The following is a 14,884-nucleotide window of genomic DNA, read 5'->3' on the forward strand; positions in this document are numbered from 1 at the left end:
TCAGGAGAGGAGCGCTCGTGCGTCGGCGAGGAATCGGTCGACGTGGTCCTCGGTGGTGTCGAACGAGCACATCAGGCGCACCTCGCCCGTCGCCCGGTTCCAGTCGTAGAAGTGGTGGACGGAGCGGAGGGGTTCGACGATCTCCGATGGGAGGGTGACGAACACGGCGTTCGCGTCGACGGCCTGCGTGACCGCGATCCCCGGCAGGGCCGCGAGGCCCGCGGCGAGACGCGTGGCCATCGCGTTCGCCGTCGCGGCCGATCGCCGCCACAGGTCGCCGTCGAGCATCGCCAGGAACTGCGCGGAGACGAACCGCATCTTCGAGACCAGCTGCGCGTCCATCTTGCGGAGGAAGACCAGACCGGTCCGCGCCTCCTCGGTGAAGGTCACGACGGATTCGCCGAGCACCAGGCCGTTCTTGGTGCCGCCGAGCGAGACCGAGTCGACGCCGGCGTCGCGGGTCAGGGCCCGGAGCGAGACGTCGAGCGAGGCGGCGGCGTTGGCCAGACGGGCTCCGTCGAGGTGGACGCGCAAGCCCAGGGAGTGCGCGTGGTCGGTGATCGCGCGGATCTCGTCGGGCGTGTAGACCGTTCCGAGCTCGGTGCTCTGGGTGATCGTCACGGCGAGGGGCTGGGGTCGCTGCTGGTCGCCCCAGCCGTAGGCCTGGCGATCGATCAGCTCGGGCGTGAGCTTGCCGTCGGGGGTGGGCACGGTCAGCAGCTTGATGCCGCCGAGCCGCTCGGGGGCCCCGCCCTCGTCGGTGTAGACATGCGCGGTCGTGGCGCAGATCACCGCGGCCCAGCGGGGCGTCAGGGCCTGCAGGGCGGCGACGTTCGCGCCGGTGCCCGTCAGGACGGGGTCGATCGAGGTCCCCTCGCCGAACGTCTCGATCACGACCTCGGCCAGCCGCTCGGTGTAGGGGTCGGCACCGTACGAGCCGACGTGCCCGCCGTTGGCGTCGAGCATCGCCTGCAGCACCTCGGGGTGGGCGCCCGCGTAGTTGTCGGAGGCGAACGAATGGGCTGAGGGGTCGTGGAGGCGCGTCACGGGCTCGATTCTGCCGGACGCCGTCCTGATCCGACGACTCCTCCGCGGGGTCGACGTGATCGACGCCGACGATCGGATCGTCCACGCTCTCGACATGAGTGTACGTCAGGTGTAATATCCGAATGTCACATAATCCGGGAGACCCATGACGACTCGAATCCATCTGTCCGCACCCGACGTCGGCGACGCCGAACGCGCCTCCGTCGACGCGGCCCTGCGCTCGGGCTGGGTCGCCCCGCTCGGTCCGGAGGTCGACGCCTTCGAGCGGGAGGTCGCCGAGCGCGTCGGCGTCGGACACGGAGTCGCACTCTCGTCCGGCACGGCCGCCCTCCACCTGGGGCTCCGCGGCCTCCGGGTCGCACCCGGATCCCTCGTCGTCACGTCGACGTTCACGTTCGCGGCCACCGCCAACGCCGCCGTCCACGCCGGCGCGACCCCCTACTTCGTCGACTGCCGCCCCGACACCGGCAACCTCTGCCCCGATCTGCTCGACGAGGCGCTGACGGGGCTCGCCGCCGCCGGCCGGGTCGTCTCCGCCGTCGTGCCCGTCGACATCTACGGGCGTGTGGCCGACCTCGAGCGCATCCTCGACGTCGCGGCTGCGCACGGCGTGCCCGTGCTGTGCGACAGCGCCGAGTCGCTCGGGGCCGCCCGTGGTGGTCGAGCGGCCGGCTCGTTCGGCCGGGCCTCGGCCGTGTCCTTCAACGGCAACAAGATCATGACGACCTCGGGCGGCGGCATGCTGCTGACCGACGACGCCGAGATCGCCGTCGAAGCTCGTCGGGTCGCCAGCCAGGCCCGACTGCCGGTGGCCCACTACGAGCATGCCGAGATCGGCTACAACTACCGGCTGAGCAACATCCTCGCCGCCCTCGGACGGGCCCAGCTCGGTCGGCTCGACTCGATGATCGCGCGCCGTCATCGCGTCCGCGACCGGTACCGCGCCCTCCTGAACGGGCGGGACGGCGTCCGCATCCTGCACGACGACGGCCTCGACGCGGCCGACAACGCCTGGCTGACCTCGGTCGTCTTCGACGATCCGGCGGTGGTGGCGTCCGTGGGGGCGGCGCTCGCCGCAGACGACATCGAGACCCGTCGGCTCTGGAAGCCCCTGCATCTGCAGCCCGTCTTCCGGTCGAACGGACGGCACGTCACCGGGGCCGGCGAGGAGCTCTTCCGACACGGACTCACCCTCCCCAGCGGGTCCGCGCTGGGCGACGACGATCTCGACTGCGTGTGCGGCCGTCTCGAGTCCGCCCTCGACGAGGCGGGCGTCCGTGGCTGAGACGACCCGCTCCTCCTCGGGGCCCCAGGGTCCTCGCGTGCTGCCGACGCGGGGTCGTCGTCCCGGCCGCGCCGGTGTCCGCCTCCGACGGGCCGCCGACCTCGTGCTCGCCGTCGCCGCCCTCGTCGTGCTCGCCCCGGTCATGCTGGCGACGGCCCTGGCCGTCGCCGCGAGGCTCGGGCGGCCCGTCTTCTTCCGGCAGGAGCGCGTGGGCCGCGGCGGTCGCGTCTTCCGGTTGTGGAAGTTCCGCAGCATGCTGGCGCAAGACGAGTCGCGGGGGCTCGTGTCCGACGCCGACCGGCTCACCCCGTTCGGACGGCTGCTGCGGTCCACGAGCCTCGACGAGCTGCCCGGGCTGTTCAACGTGGTCGTCGGCGACATGAGCCTGGTCGGCCCCCGTCCCCTCCCGCCCCTCTATCTCGACCGGTACACCCCGGAGCAGTCGAGGAGGCACGAGGTCGCGCCCGGGCTGACCGGGCTGGCGCAGGTGGCCGGCCGCAACTCCCTCGGCTGGGACGACCGTCTGGCCCTCGACGTCCGGTACGTCGACGAGGCGTCGCCGTTCCTCGACGCCTGGATCGTCCTGCGCACCGTGCGGGTGGTGCTCCGTCGTGAGGGCATCACCGCCGAGGGGGCGGCGACGATGACCGAGTTCCAGGGGGCGTCCGATCAGCCGGCCCCGGCGTCGGAGCGGTCTCCCTCGGTGTCCCCGGCGGAACGCCGCTGAACCCGCCGCCCGCCCGCGACCGGCGGTCGACACCTCCGTCGAACACGTCACCCATCGAGAGGCCCGAATGCTCATCGACTCCCACCCCAGCTTGATCGTCGTCGGACAGGGCCGCGTCGGCCTCCCCCTCGCGATGCGCGCCGTCGAGGCCGGCTTCGACGTCCTCGGCGTGGACATCGACCCGTCGCGGGTCGCCGCGCCCCGGGAGGGCGCCTCCGCCGTCGACGACGTGCCCGATGTCGTCGTGCGCGCCGCGCGGGACTCCGGCCGCTACGCCGTCGACGGCGATCTCGGCCGGATCGACGGCTTCGACTTCGCCGTCGTCACCGTGCCGATCGAGCTGCGCGACTCCGTGCCCGACCTCGGCTCCCTCGAGTCGGCCGCCCGTTCGCTGTCCCTCGGTCTGCGACGGGGGGCCACGGTCGTCCTCGAGTCGACGGCGCCGCCCGGCACCACCGCCGAGGTGCTCGTGCCCCTCCTCGAGCAGGGGAGCGGACTCTCGGCCGGCCGCGACTTCTCCGTCGGCTTCAGCCCCGAGCGCCTCGATCCGACCGCGTCCGTCCGGTCGTTGCGGACGACGCCCACGCTCGTCTCCGGCATCGACCCCGAGTCGCTGGCCAAGGTGACCGCGCTCTACGCCGACCTCGCAGACACCACCGTGCACGTCGATCCGGCACCGCCTCGTTGGCGGCCTGCACCATGATGGGTGCATGGGCGGAGTGCTGATCGGGTTCGGGATCATCGGGGCGGTCATCGCCGCCGGCTACGTCGTCGGCCGCATCGACCTGCTCGGTCCCCAGGGGCACCACGTCCTGTCCCGCATCGTCTTCTTCGTGCTCACCCCGTGCCTGCTGTTCACGACGATCTCGCAGGCCGACGTCCACCTGCTGTTCTCGCGCCTCCTCGTCGTGTCGGCGGCGGCGTCCCTGGCCGCCGCCGTCATCTCGATCGTCGTGCTGAGATTCGTGCTGAGACGCAGCGCCGCCGAGACGGCCATCGGCACCATGGGCGGTGCGTACGTCAACGCGAACAACATCGGTCTCCCCGTGGCGACCTACGTGCTGGGCAGCGCGACCTTCGTGGCTCCCGTGCTGCTCTTCCAGCTGCTGGTGCTCACGCCGATCGTGCTCGCCGTCATGGACACGGCGACCAACCGGGGCAGCAGCCTGGGGCGCACGATCGCCCGGCCGTTCACGAACCCGCTGCTGATCGGCTCGGCGCTCGGGGTGGTCGTCGCGGTCACGGGGATCGAGATCCCCGACCCCGTCCTGCAGCCGTTCGCGCTGATCGGCGGGGCGGCGGTGCCGATCGTCCTGATCTCGTTCGGCATGTCGCTGCACGGCTCGCGCCCGTTGCAGGCGCGCGAGGGCCGGATCGACGTCGCCCTGGCGACCGGTCTCAAGCTCGTGGTCATGCCGCTCGTGGCCTGGCTCCTCGGGGCGTTCGTCTTCGGGTTCGACGGGCACGAGCTCTTCGTCGCGGTCGTCCTGGCCGGTCTGCCGTCGGCGCAGAACGTCTTCAACTACGCCCAGCGCTACCAGACGGGCGTCGTCGTCGCGCGGGACACCGTCCTGGTGACCACGATCGTGGCCGTGCCGGTGCTCGTGGTCATCGCGGCCCTGCTGGCATAGCGCCGTCCGCGCGCCCTCCGCCGGATGATCGTCAGAAGATCATCGGACGGTCGTCGTCGAGCTCGGTCTCGAGGTCGAGGTCGACGACCACCGGCACGTGGTCGCTCGGCGCGTCTCCCTTGCGCTCGTCGCGGTGGATCGCGGCGGCCGTGACGAGATCCGCGAACGCGGCCGATCCGAGGATGAAGTCGATCCGCATCCCCTCGTTCTTCGGGAACCGCAGCTGCTTGTAGTCCCAGTAGGTGTAGCCCTCGGGGAGGCGCGGCCGGACGACGTCGGTCAGCCCGATCTCCTCGAAGCGCGTGAACGCCGCGCGTTCGGGTGCGCTGACGTGCGTGTGGCCCTCGAACACGGAGAGGTCCCAGACGTCGGTGTCGAGCGGAGCGACGTTCCAGTCGCCCATCAGGGCCAGGGGCTGGTCGGGCCGTTCGGCCAGCCAGCCCTCGGTCTCGGCGGCGAGCTTCGCCAGCCAGTCGAGCTTGTAGGCGTAGTGCGGATCGTCGAGCTCGCGACCGTTCGGCACGTAGAGGCTCCACAGTCGCACGCCCTCGACCGTGACGCCGATGGCGCGGGCCTCCTTGGGCTGGTCGGGCCCGTCGTGGCCCTTCGCGAAGCCGGGCTGCGAGGGGAACGTGATCTCGACGTCCTCCATGGGCAGACGGCTGACGAACGCGACGCCGTTCCACTGGCTGAGGCCGTGCAGCTCGACCTCGTATCCCGCCTCGCGGAAGGCGTCGAACGGGAACTGCTCGGGCTTGCACTTGATCTCCTGGAGGCCCGCGACGTCGATGTCCTCGCGCACCAGCCAGTCGACGACCCGCCCCACTCGGGCGCGGACGGAGTTGACGTTGTAGGTGGCGACTCGCATGGCGGCCACGCTACCGGGGAGGCGCGGTGCCGGTCCCCACCCGCCTCGTCGCCGAGCGCGGGAGCCCGCCCCGGGAGGCTGTGGAGGGCTCTGTCGTACCATGGGGGTCGTGACCGACGCACGCACCCAGCTCATCGACTACATCAGCTCCGAAGCCGTCTTCCACGGCGACTTCACCCTGACGAGCGGCAAGAAGGCGAGCTACTACATCGACCTCCGCAAGGTCAGCCTCGACCACCGTGTCGCGCCCCTGATCGGCCGGGTGATGGTCGACCTCATCGCCGACGTCCCCGACGTCTTCGCGGTGGGCGGGCTCACCATGGGCGCCGACCCCATCGCCGCGGCCGTCCTGCACCAGGGCGTCGCGCTCGGCGAGGACTACGACGCGTTCGTCGTCCGCAAGGAGCCCAAAGACCACGGTCGCGGCAAGCAGGTCGAGGGCCCCGATCTCGCCGGCAGACGAGTCGTCGTGCTCGAGGACACCTCCACGACGGGCGGATCCCCGTTGGCCGCGGCGAAGGCCCTCGAGGCGGTCGGCGCCGAGATCGCCGCCGTGGCCGTCGTCGTCGACCGCAGCACGGGCGCCCGCGAGGTGATCGAGGCGGCGGGCTACCCCTACTACGCGGCGATCGGGCTCGACGACCTGGGGCTGCGGCCGTGAGTGGCGATCCGAGGGGCGACGAGGCCGACCGCGACCCGAGCGACTGGCTCGCCGCGCAGTTCTCCGCCGCCGATCCCGACGCCGACGCCGACCTCGATCCCGACGCCGACGCCGACGCCGACGCCGACGCCGACGACGACGACCTCGACGAGGCAGCTCCGCGCGCCGGAGCACCGCGCACCGCCGAGGCCCCCGTCGTCGATCCGCGGCCGGCCGTCCCGGTCGTCCCCGTCGTGCCGCGTCGCGAGGCTCCGCAGCCTCCGCTCGCCGTGCCTCCCGCACCGACCCCCGAGTCCGACGTCCCCCGGAGCTCGGGGCATCCCATGGCTCTCGACCTCACCGCTCTGCGTGCCGCCATGGGCGCCGACGATGCGGTGGCGCCGCCGACTCCGTCGGAGGACGCGCCGCGCCCGGACGTGACTGGTTCGGACGTGACGGGTCCGGTCGTGTCGGACCCGGCCGTGCCGGACCCGGCCGCCGAGCCGTCGCGGCCCGAGGAGCCGCCGGCATCGGGGGAGCCGACGCAGGCCTTCGAGCACGTCGTCGACGACCAGGCCGGCGCCCCGGGGTCGCCCGCCTCCGAGCCGGATCGGAACCCGGACGGCGACGATCGTGTGCCCGGCCCCTTCACCGCCATCCTGACGACGCCTGCGGCGGCCGCCGACATCTCGGCCGAGCCGCGGACCTTCGACTGGAACGCGCTTCCGGCCGAGCCCGAGCCCGAATCCGAGGCCGAGCGCGACCCCTTCGCCTTCGCGCCTCCTCCCGTCCCCGCCGATCTCGGCGCGGGAACCGCCGACGCCCTGCCGCCGACCCTGGCCCACGATGTCGTGACGCCCGCCGTCGAGACCCGTGCGTTCGAGTTCCCCGCCGACGACCCCGACCCGGCCCGCGACCTCGACCCGGTCCGCGACCCCGACCCGGTCCGCGACCCCGACCCGACTGACGACGCCGCCGCGGCCGACTCCGAGCGCGACCCGGCGCCCGCACCTCCCGACGAGCCACGGGACGAGTCCGAGCTCGCGGCAGCCGGGGAGGCGCCGCCCGCCGACCGCGTCGACCCCGCTTCCGAGGTCCCCCTGCCGGTCGCCGTCGAGCCCGTTCCCGACACGTCGTCGACGAATCCCGAGAAGGCGGTCGTGGTCCCCGAGCCCGAGCCCGAGCCCGCGCCCGGTCAGGCGGCGACGTCCGCGGCCGACCCCTGGTGGGTCGAGGAGCATCACGAGATGACCCGTCGCGAGCGGCGTCTCGCCGAGGCGGCCGGCCAGCTTCCCCCGCCCGCCGTCGCTCCGCCCGCCTCCGGTCCGCCCGCCGAGCCGGCATCCGGTGCGACCGACCCGGTCGACGGCACGACCGCCGGCCCGGACCGTGAGCCGGAGCATGAGCCGACCTTCACCGAGATCCTCGGCATCGTCCGTCAGCCCGAGCCCGCCGTCGAGGCCGAGCCGATGCCGAGCGGCTCCTGGTCGCTGTCCGCCGACCTCGACCCCGGAACCGGAGCGCCCGCGGACGAGTCCGCTCTCCCTCCTCTCTCCACGGCCGACGCCGATCTCGACGACGAGCCCGTGGACGACGCCGCGACGTCCGTCCTTCCGGTGAGCGCGCGGTCCGCCCTCGATGCCGAGCCCGTGCCCCTGACCGGTCACGAGCCGTCCTCGAGTCGGCCCCGGTCGTCGGAGGCGGGCGCCGACCAGCTCCCGGGCTTGTCGGTGTCCGCTCCCGACGGGGCGACCGACGACGCCGCCGGGCCGACCGGTCCGAGGAGGCGCGGCGCGGGATCGACCCCGCACCGCGCCTCCTCGGGTGGCGGCATCGAGAACTGGCCTCGCGAGCGCAAGGTCCTGCTGGCGGTCGCCGCAGCCGTCGTCGTGGTGCTCGCCCTCGTGGCGGTCTTCCTCCTGAGCCGGGCCGCGTTCGCGACGTCGACGGCGGCCGACGCGGTCGACGAGCCCGCCGCCGCCGTGGTGACGCAGACGGTCACCGCGGTCCCCGTCGAGGTGGCCGCTCCCCAGCCCACCGGCCCGCTCGCCGCGGGGACGCACCCGTGGAGCGACCTGCGGGGCGGCGAGTGCCTCGCGGAGGCCGCCGACGCCTGGCAGCAGGAGTACGAGGTCGTCGCCTGCGATCAGCCGCACGCGGCTCAGGTGACCGTGGTCGGGGAGCTCGACGACGCCGACTACCCGGGCGCGGAGGCCCTGCAGGCGCGTCTCTCGACGCTCTGCTCGTCGCCCGAGGCGCTCGATCTCACCGCGGCGGCCGACTACCGCGACATCGAGGTGGCGGCGAACTACCCGCTGTCCGACACCGAGTGGGCGAGCGGCGACACGTCGTACGCCTGCTTCGTCGACCGATCGAGCGGCGAGCCCTTCACCTCGGACCTCGCTCCGGGAGCCTGACGGCACAGGGTCCCGGCCACCGTCCTCCCGGCCACCGTCCTCCTGGTCTCCTCGGCCAGAAACTGAGGATTGATATTGTGAAATACAAGTGTCACGGGTAGCATGAGAGACGGGCGCAGACGCGCCTCCCGATCTCGTGAGGACACATGAACGACACCGATCTGCTCACCCTGGCCACCGATCTCGTCGACGCCGAACCCGGCGCGCTGAGCATGACCGATCGTCTCGCCGACATCGGCTGGGACTCCCTCTCGAGCGCCATGTTCATCGCCGAGGCGGACTCCGTGTGCGGCGTCATCGTCGACGCGGCGGCGCTCGGGCGCTGCGTGACCCTCGCCGACGTCCAGGCGCTGACCAGCCCGGTCGGCGCGTGACCGTGGACTCCGCGCCCACCCGCGGGGGGCGTCGTCTCGTCCTCGTCGGCGCCGGGGGAGCGGGGCGCGAGGTCCACGCGCTCGTCCGCTCGTCGCCCCGGTTCGTCGAGGCCGAGCAGGTCGTCGAGATCGTCTTCGTCGACGACGTCGTCGACCGTCCGGGTCTTCCCGCTCCGGTCGTCTCGACCGTCGACGACTACCGCCCCGCCGACCGCGACATCGTCCTCTGCACGATCGGCGGATCCCGCTCCCGGACCGCCGTGGTCCGACGGCTGGAGGCCGTCGGCGCGCGGTTCACGACGTTCGTCCACGACACCGCGGTGCTGCTGCCCGGCTCGTCGATCGGCGCCGGCTCCGTCGTCTACCCGTTCGTGGTCGTCTCCACCGACGTGGTCGTCGGACGGCATGCGTGGCTCAGCACCGCGGCCGTCCTCGGCCACGACGTCACGGTCGGCGACGTGGTGACGCTCAACGGCGCGTCGCAGCTCCTCGGCGACGTCACGGTGGGCGACGGGGCGTTCGTCGCCTGCGGCGCGATCGTGGTGCCCGGCGTCGAGGTCGGCGCCGACGCCCGAGTCGGGGCCGGCAGCGTCGTCCTCCGACGAGTGAAGCCGGGCACGACCGTGTTCGGCACGCCCGCCACCCTCCTGACCGGAGCCGCACGATGACCCCGACCCGCGCCTCCTCGGCTCCCGCCCCGTACGCGGCTCTCCGTGCCGTCGCGTCGTACGTGCCGCCGACCGTCGTCGACAATGCGCAGCTGAATCGCGAGTTCGCTCCCGCGGTCGTCGACCGGATCGCGGCGAAGACCGGCATCGACCGGCGCCACGTGGTCGACGGCGAGACCGCGTCCGACCTCGCGGTCGCGGCGGCCGAGAGGCTGCTGGCCGAGAACGCCATCGACCGCGACTCGATCGACTACCTCCTGCTCTGCACCCAGAGCCCCGACTTCGCGATGCCGTCGACCTCGTGCCTCGTGCACGACCGCCTCGGCCTGCCCGCGTCGGCGGGATCGCTCGACCTGGCGATGGGCTGCTCCGGCTACGTCTACGCCCTCGGCCTGGCCAAGGCGCTGATCGAGAGCGGTCAGGCGACGACGGTCCTGCTCCTCACCAGCGACACGCTCACCCGCTACCTCAACCCGGCCGACCGGCAGCTGCGCACGATCTTCGGCGACGGCGCCAGCGCCTCCCTGGTGACGGCGTCGGCGTCCTCACCGGCCCTCACCGGCTTCGCCTACGGCACCGACGGCTCGGGCGCCGAGCATCTCATCGTGCCCGGCGGCGGCCTGGCCGACGCGTCCGGGTTCGCGCCCGCGGCCATGCCCGAGGCGCGCGGACTCGAGCCCACGGGGCACGACCTCTACATGAACGGCGCCGAGGTCTTCACCTTCTCGCTGAGGGTGGTGGCCGACGTCGTCCGCAGATCCCTCGACCGAGCCGGGGTCGGCATCGTCGACGTCGACGCCTTCGTGCTGCACCAGGCGAACGCGTTCATGCTCGAGACCCTGCGGAAGAAGCTCGGCGTCGAGCCGGCGCGCTTCGTCGTCGAGATGAGCGACGTGGGCAACACGACGTCGTCGTCGATCCCGATCGCTCTCGAGGCGGCCCTGGCGAACGGGCAGATCGCTCCCGGTCAGAAGGTCGTCTTCGTCGGCTTCGGCGTCGGGCTGTCGTGGGGCGCGGTCGTCGTCGATCTCTGATCCGAGGGGTGCCCGACGGCCTCCGCGCCCGGACCCGCCGGCCGGGCGGGGCCATCTCGTCGGCCGGTCGTCAGACCTCGGACGGCACCACGTCGGACTCGACGGGTTCGGCCCGGACGAGCTCGTGGACCCCCTGCAGGATCTCGTTCGGCCGGAACGGATACCGCTCGATCTCCGCCTGGTCGCTGATGCCCGTCATGACGAGGATGGTGTGCAGGCCGGCCTCGATGCCCGCCATGATGTCGGTGTCCATCCGGTCGCCGATCATGGCCGTGTTCTCGCTGTGGGCCCCGATGCGGTTCATCGCCGAACGGAACATCATCGGGTTCGGCTTGCCGACCACGTAGGGCGACTTGCCCGTCGCGGCCTGGATCATCGCCGCGATGGCCCCGGTCGCTGGCAGGACGCCCTCGGCGCTCGGCCCCGTCGCGTCGGGGTTCGTCACGATGAACCGCGAGCCGTTGCGGATCAGCCGCACGGCCTTCGTGATGGCGTCGAACGAGTAGTTGCGGGTCTCGCCCACGACGACGTAGTCGGGATCGGTCTCGGTCATGATGAACCCCGCCTCGTGCAGCGCGGTCGTCATGCCGGCCTCGCCGATCACGAACGCCGACCCGCCCGGCATCTGCGATCGGCAGAAGTCGGCGGTCGCGAGCGCCGACGTCCAGATGCGCTCCTCGGGCACGTCGAGCCCTGACGCGCGCAGGCGCGCTGCGAGGTCGCGCGGGGTGAAGATCGAGTTGTTGGTGAGCACGAGATAGGGCGTGCCCTCGTCCTGCCACTGCTGGATCAGCTCGGCAGCGCCGGGAAGCGCGTGGTTCTCGTGCACGAGCACGCCGTCCATGTCGGTGAGCCAGCATTCGACTTCGTCGCGGGTTGCCATGCCCACACCTTACTGACGTGCCCTGGTCGCCCCTCGCGCGCCCGCCCGGCGCACCGTGCAGGAGGTCGGGAGGCGCGCCTCCTGAACGGCGGAGCCCCTACCCTGGTCAGGTGCCCCAGGACGACGCCCCCGAACCGACCGCGAGCCCGGACGGTGCGGCGCCCGAGGCGGAGCCGGTGCTCGCCACGCACGGCGTCGGCCCCTGGCCGGGAGGCGAGTCCGCCTGGCCCGAGGGCGACCGGTACGACGCCGACCTGCTGCGGGAGGGCGACACGCGCAACGTCGTCGACCGATACCGGTACTGGACGATGGAGGCGATCGTCGCCGATCTCGACGAGCGCCGTCACCCGTTCCACGTGGCGATCGAGAACTGGCAGCACGACATGAACATCGGGTCGATCGTGCGCAGCGCCAACGCCTTCGCGGCCGACACGGTGCACATCATCGGCCGGAGGCGGTGGAACAAGCGCGGGGCGATGGTCACCGACCGCTATCAGCACGTGATGCACCATCCCGACGTCGAGACGTTCCTGGCATGGTCGCGCGACGAGGGCCTGCCGGTGCTCGCGGTCGACAACGTCGAGGGCTCGGTCCCGATCGAGACGTACGACCTGCCCGAGCGGTGCGTGCTGCTGTTCGGACAGGAGGGGCCGGGGCTCAGCGACGAGGCCGTCGCCGCCGCCGACGCCACGCTCGAGATCTCGCAGTTCGGCTCGACCCGCAGCATCAACGCCTCGGCCGCCGCCGCCGTCGTCATGCACGCCTGGATCAGGCGGCACCGCTTCTGACGCCGGCGGCTTCGAGGTGCCCGAGCAGGTGCTCCGTCGCTCGCCGCCAGACGTCGGCCTGATCGAACCGCTCGCCCACCGACCGGAGGGCCGCGGCTGCCATCGCCTCGGCGCGCTCGCGGTCGACGAGCAGCGCCTCGAGCGCGTCGGCGAGGGCGTCGACGTCGTCCCGCGGGGTGACGAGGCCCGTGACGCCGTGCTCGACGACGTCGGTGAGGGCCGGGGCGTCGCTGACCACCACGGGCACGCTCGAGGCGCTCGCCTCGAGCACCACCGTCCCGAGGCCCTCCCGGCGGGACGGCAGCGAGAACACGTCGAAGCCGGACATGACCTCGGTCGCGTGCTCGGCCGGACCGTGCAGATGGAATCCCTCGCCGTCGAGCAGGCGCCGGGTCGCAGCGGGGAGCTCGACGATGCCCTCGTCGGGCCCGACCAGGACGAGGTGCGCCGGGAGACCGCGATCCCGGAGGGCCTCGACCGCCGCCACGAGGGTCGGGATCCCCTTGTCGGCGGTGATCCGTCCGACGAAGCCGATCACGGGCTCGTCGTCGCGGATGCCGTGCCGAGCCCGGAGCGCGGCCCGCAGCCCGTCGTCGCGAGCGGCCAGGGCGAAGCGGGCCACGTCGACGCCGCCCACGGAGCCCTCGCCGAGGACCGTCGTCGTGTCGATCGGGATGCCGAGCTCCCGGCAGGTCTCGACCAGCGGGCGGCTCACGGCGACGGTCTCGGTCGACACGCGGGCGACGAGACGCTCGACGGCGAGGCCGACCCGCCGTGCCGCCCCGGTCTGGGTCTCGAGGCGTAGGCCGTGCAGCACGTGGACCCGGCGGGGGACCCGGGTGAGGGCCGAGGTGAGCGCGGTCAGCAGGGCGGCCTTCGGGGTCCCGTAGACGACGAGGGCGGGACGGAGTCGCACGAGCAGCCGGACGAGCGCCACCAGGCCCCTGAGGTCGTCGACGGGTGAGGGGCGGCGCGCGAGGGGCAGGGCGTGGGTCGCCACGCCCTCGCGCCGGCCCACCTCCGCGAGCCGACCGGTGTCGCCCGCGGCGATCGCGAGCGGCTCGACCCCGTGGGTGGCCCAGTGGCGGATCTGCCCGTGGTAGATCACGTCGAGGCTGATGTCCGAGGTGGTGACGAGCAGCGTCCCCCGTCGGTCGCCGCCCGCCGGCCGGCCCAGGTAGCGGGGGCGACGGAGTCCCGTGTGCCGGGCGAACTGAGCGGTCGTCCAGACGGCGTCGCGCATCCTCTGGGCGGCGGCCGGGGAACCCAGCCGCCGAGCCAGCCGGCGTCGTGAGGCCAGGACGGTGCGGCTCGCCTCGCCCCAGGGCGGGGTGCGGCGCGAGTGCTGCCCCTCGTGCACCCGGTAGGAGGTGAGCGCTTCGGGGAGGTTGTCGACCTCGCCGAGCAGAGCCAGTCGCAACCACAGGTCGTAGTCCTGCATGCGGATGCAGCGGCGGTCGTAGCCGCCCGCCAGGTCGAAGGCGTCACGGCGGTAGATCGTCGCCGAATGGGTCAGGACGTTGCGGGTGACGAGGGTGCGGCGCAGGTCGCCGCCCACCGGGGCGGCCAGGTGCCGGATGCGCTCGCCGTGGTGGTCGACGACCGTGACGGACGACCCCAGCACGACCAGCTCGGGTCGAGCGAGCATCACGGCGACCTGTCGCTCGATCCGGTCGGGCGCGGCGAGGTCGTCGGCGTCGAGGCGGGCCACGAGCTCGCCGTGCGAGGCCGCGACGCCGGCGTTGAGCGCGATGGGCGTGCCGCACCTCTCGGGAAGCCGGACGACGTGGAGGCGCGGGTCGGCGGGCAGGTCGAGCTCGCCTCCCGTCGCGCCGTCGAGCACGACGACGACCTCGAGGCGCGTCCAGGTCTGGGCGAGCGCGGAGGCGACGGCGTCGAGCAGGTAGGAGTCGACGGCGATGGCCGGGATGACGAACGAGACGAGCGGATCGGACATGGTCCTCCTGGATCGACGGTAAACATGAGATACTTTACATGAAGTACGTGAATGCCTGAAGAGGTCGCGCTTCTTCGTCGGGCGGGCCGGTTAGCCTGGCTGGCATGTCCTCCCAGAACCTGCTCGGCGTGCCCGAGACACTCCTCCCCGCCGAATCCGAGGTCCTCGCCGATCTCGAGACGCTGACCCTGTCCGAGGTCGCCGCCGCGCATCCGCGGTCGTCGCTGGCCTGGGCGCTGCTGTCGGACGAGACGGAGGCGCGGGGCGAGCATCTCGAGGCGTACGCGTACGCCCGGGTCGGCTACCACCGCGGGCTCGACGCGCTCCGTGGCGCGGGCTGGCGCGGGCAGGGACCGGTCCCGTGGTCGCACGAGCCCAATCGAGGGGTTCTGCGGTCGCTCTTCGCGCTCCGCCGTGGGGCCGCGGCCATCGGCGAGACGGCCGAGGTCGAGCGCCTCGACGCCTTCCTGAGGGATGCCGACCCGTCGGCCGTCGAGGCCATCGAGTCCCCTCGCTGAAGTAGCCCTCATGTAATATTCTCCGATTTCCATATCGACTGTGCTTA

15 protein-coding genes are annotated in these 14,884 nt (G+C 72.7%); 11 read left to right on the top strand and 4 right to left on the bottom strand.

Annotated elements, in window-relative coordinates; translation table 11 throughout:
• Positions 1 to 1,047: a threonine aldolase family protein gene (locus tag FFA01_RS04975; RefSeq protein WP_244289698.1), complete on the bottom strand. Its 1,047-nt coding sequence runs from the start codon at positions 1,045 to 1,047 to the stop codon at positions 1 to 3.
• 145 nt (positions 1,048 to 1,192) lie between these two features.
• Here FFA01_RS04975 and FFA01_RS04980 point away from each other — a divergent pair, with 145 nt between their 5' ends.
• The 4 genes from FFA01_RS04980 to FFA01_RS04995 all read left to right on the top strand — a co-directional run bounded on the left by FFA01_RS04980 (position 1,193) and on the right by FFA01_RS04995 (position 4,690).
• On the top strand, positions 1,193 to 2,332 hold the full coding sequence (locus FFA01_RS04980) for a DegT/DnrJ/EryC1/StrS family aminotransferase (protein WP_146853601.1): 1,140 nt from the start codon (positions 1,193 to 1,195) through the stop codon (positions 2,330 to 2,332).
• Positions 2,325 to 3,059, top strand: coding sequence for a sugar transferase (locus tag FFA01_RS04985; RefSeq protein ID WP_244289699.1), 735 nt, complete (start codon positions 2,325 to 2,327; stop codon positions 3,057 to 3,059). Before FFA01_RS04980 ends, FFA01_RS04985 begins: the two co-directional genes overlap by 8 nt.
• A 67-nt stretch (positions 3,060 to 3,126) precedes the next feature.
• A complete protein-coding gene (locus FFA01_RS04990) occupies positions 3,127 to 3,762 on the top strand; it encodes a nucleotide sugar dehydrogenase (RefSeq protein WP_146853603.1) in 636 nt (211 codons plus the stop codon).
• 7 nt (positions 3,763 to 3,769) lie between these two features.
• Positions 3,770 to 4,690 (top strand): AEC family transporter, encoded by a 921-nt coding sequence (locus FFA01_RS04995; protein ID WP_146853605.1) that lies wholly within the window; start codon positions 3,770 to 3,772, stop codon positions 4,688 to 4,690.
• A 31-nt stretch (positions 4,691 to 4,721) separates the two neighbouring features.
• Here the strand turns inward: FFA01_RS04995 and FFA01_RS05000 are convergent, their stop codons facing one another.
• A complete protein-coding gene (locus FFA01_RS05000) occupies positions 4,722 to 5,558 on the bottom strand; it encodes an exodeoxyribonuclease III (protein WP_146853607.1) in 837 nt (278 codons plus the stop codon).
• 100 nt (positions 5,559 to 5,658) lie between these two features.
• On the opposite strand from FFA01_RS05000, the gene pyrE reads away from it, so the two are divergent.
• The 5 genes from pyrE to FFA01_RS05030 all read left to right on the top strand — a co-directional run bounded on the left by pyrE (position 5,659) and on the right by FFA01_RS05030 (position 10,691).
• Complete coding sequence (gene pyrE / locus FFA01_RS05005; protein WP_146853609.1) at positions 5,659 to 6,219, top strand: orotate phosphoribosyltransferase; 561 nt, start codon at positions 5,659 to 5,661, stop codon at positions 6,217 to 6,219.
• On the top strand, positions 6,216 to 8,615 hold the full coding sequence (locus FFA01_RS05015) for a septum formation family protein (RefSeq protein ID WP_167627292.1): 2,400 nt from the start codon (positions 6,216 to 6,218) through the stop codon (positions 8,613 to 8,615). Before pyrE ends, FFA01_RS05015 begins: the two co-directional genes overlap by 4 nt.
• Positions 8,616 to 8,761: 146 nt before the next feature.
• Entirely contained in the window at positions 8,762 to 8,989 is a 228-nt protein-coding gene (locus FFA01_RS05020) for a hypothetical protein (protein WP_146853613.1), read from the top strand.
• Positions 8,986 to 9,657, top strand: coding sequence for an acetyltransferase (locus FFA01_RS05025; RefSeq protein WP_146853615.1), 672 nt, complete (start codon positions 8,986 to 8,988; stop codon positions 9,655 to 9,657). The genes FFA01_RS05020 and FFA01_RS05025 overlap by 4 nt, the downstream gene beginning before the upstream one ends.
• The gene (locus tag FFA01_RS05030; protein WP_146853617.1) at positions 9,654 to 10,691 is read left to right on the top strand and encodes a ketoacyl-ACP synthase III; all 1,038 of its coding nucleotides are present in this window, start codon (positions 9,654 to 9,656) and stop codon (positions 10,689 to 10,691) included. Before FFA01_RS05025 ends, FFA01_RS05030 begins: the two co-directional genes overlap by 4 nt.
• A 70-nt stretch (positions 10,692 to 10,761) precedes the next feature.
• Here the strand turns inward: FFA01_RS05030 and FFA01_RS05035 are convergent, their stop codons facing one another.
• The gene (locus tag FFA01_RS05035) at positions 10,762 to 11,574 is read right to left on the bottom strand and encodes an HAD-IIA family hydrolase (protein ID WP_146853619.1); all 813 of its coding nucleotides are present in this window, start codon (positions 11,572 to 11,574) and stop codon (positions 10,762 to 10,764) included.
• Between the two features lie 176 nt (positions 11,575 to 11,750).
• On the opposite strand from FFA01_RS05035, the gene FFA01_RS05040 reads away from it, so the two are divergent.
• Positions 11,751 to 12,362, top strand: coding sequence for a TrmH family RNA methyltransferase (locus FFA01_RS05040; protein ID WP_244289702.1), 612 nt, complete (start codon positions 11,751 to 11,753; stop codon positions 12,360 to 12,362).
• Here the strand turns inward: FFA01_RS05040 and FFA01_RS05045 are convergent.
• The gene (locus FFA01_RS05045) at positions 12,343 to 14,319 is read right to left on the bottom strand and encodes a glycosyltransferase (protein WP_146853623.1); all 1,977 of its coding nucleotides are present in this window, start codon (positions 14,317 to 14,319) and stop codon (positions 12,343 to 12,345) included. The two genes, FFA01_RS05040 and FFA01_RS05045, sit on opposite strands and share 20 nt — an antisense overlap.
• A 104-nt stretch (positions 14,320 to 14,423) precedes the next feature.
• Between FFA01_RS05045 and FFA01_RS05050 the strand changes: the two genes are divergently transcribed.
• Positions 14,424 to 14,837 carry a DUF3151 domain-containing protein gene (locus tag FFA01_RS05050; RefSeq protein ID WP_146853625.1) on the top strand — a complete coding sequence of 138 codons (414 nt, stop codon included), beginning with the start codon at positions 14,424 to 14,426 and terminating at the stop codon, positions 14,835 to 14,837.
• Positions 14,838 to 14,884 lie beyond the last annotated feature (47 nt).

It is taken from the genome of Frigoribacterium faeni (genome assembly GCF_007988805.1).
In the GTDB taxonomy this organism is placed as follows: Bacteria; Actinomycetota; Actinomycetes; order Actinomycetales; family Microbacteriaceae; genus Frigoribacterium; species Frigoribacterium faeni.

Coding starts and splice junctions, on each gene's coding strand:
- FFA01_RS04980 (WP_146853601.1), top strand. CDS start 1,193: ATGACGACTCGAATCCATCTGTCCGCACCCGACGTCGGCGACGCCGAA.
- FFA01_RS04990 (WP_146853603.1), top strand. CDS start 3,127: ATGCTCATCGACTCCCACCCCAGCTTGATCGTCGTCGGACAGGGCCGC.
- FFA01_RS04995 (WP_146853605.1), top strand. CDS start 3,770: ATGGGCGGAGTGCTGATCGGGTTCGGGATCATCGGGGCGGTCATCGCC.
- FFA01_RS05000 (WP_146853607.1), bottom strand. CDS start 5,558: ATGCGAGTCGCCACCTACAACGTCAACTCCGTCCGCGCCCGAGTGGGG.
- pyrE (WP_146853609.1), top strand. CDS start 5,659: ATGGGGGTCGTGACCGACGCACGCACCCAGCTCATCGACTACATCAGC.
- FFA01_RS05020 (WP_146853613.1), top strand. CDS start 8,762: ATGAACGACACCGATCTGCTCACCCTGGCCACCGATCTCGTCGACGCC.
- FFA01_RS05030 (WP_146853617.1), top strand. CDS start 9,654: ATGACCCCGACCCGCGCCTCCTCGGCTCCCGCCCCGTACGCGGCTCTC.
- FFA01_RS05035 (WP_146853619.1), bottom strand. CDS start 11,574: ATGGCAACCCGCGACGAAGTCGAATGCTGGCTCACCGACATGGACGGC.
- FFA01_RS05045 (WP_146853623.1), bottom strand. CDS start 14,319: ATGTCCGATCCGCTCGTCTCGTTCGTCATCCCGGCCATCGCCGTCGAC.
- FFA01_RS05050 (WP_146853625.1), top strand. CDS start 14,424: ATGTCCTCCCAGAACCTGCTCGGCGTGCCCGAGACACTCCTCCCCGCC.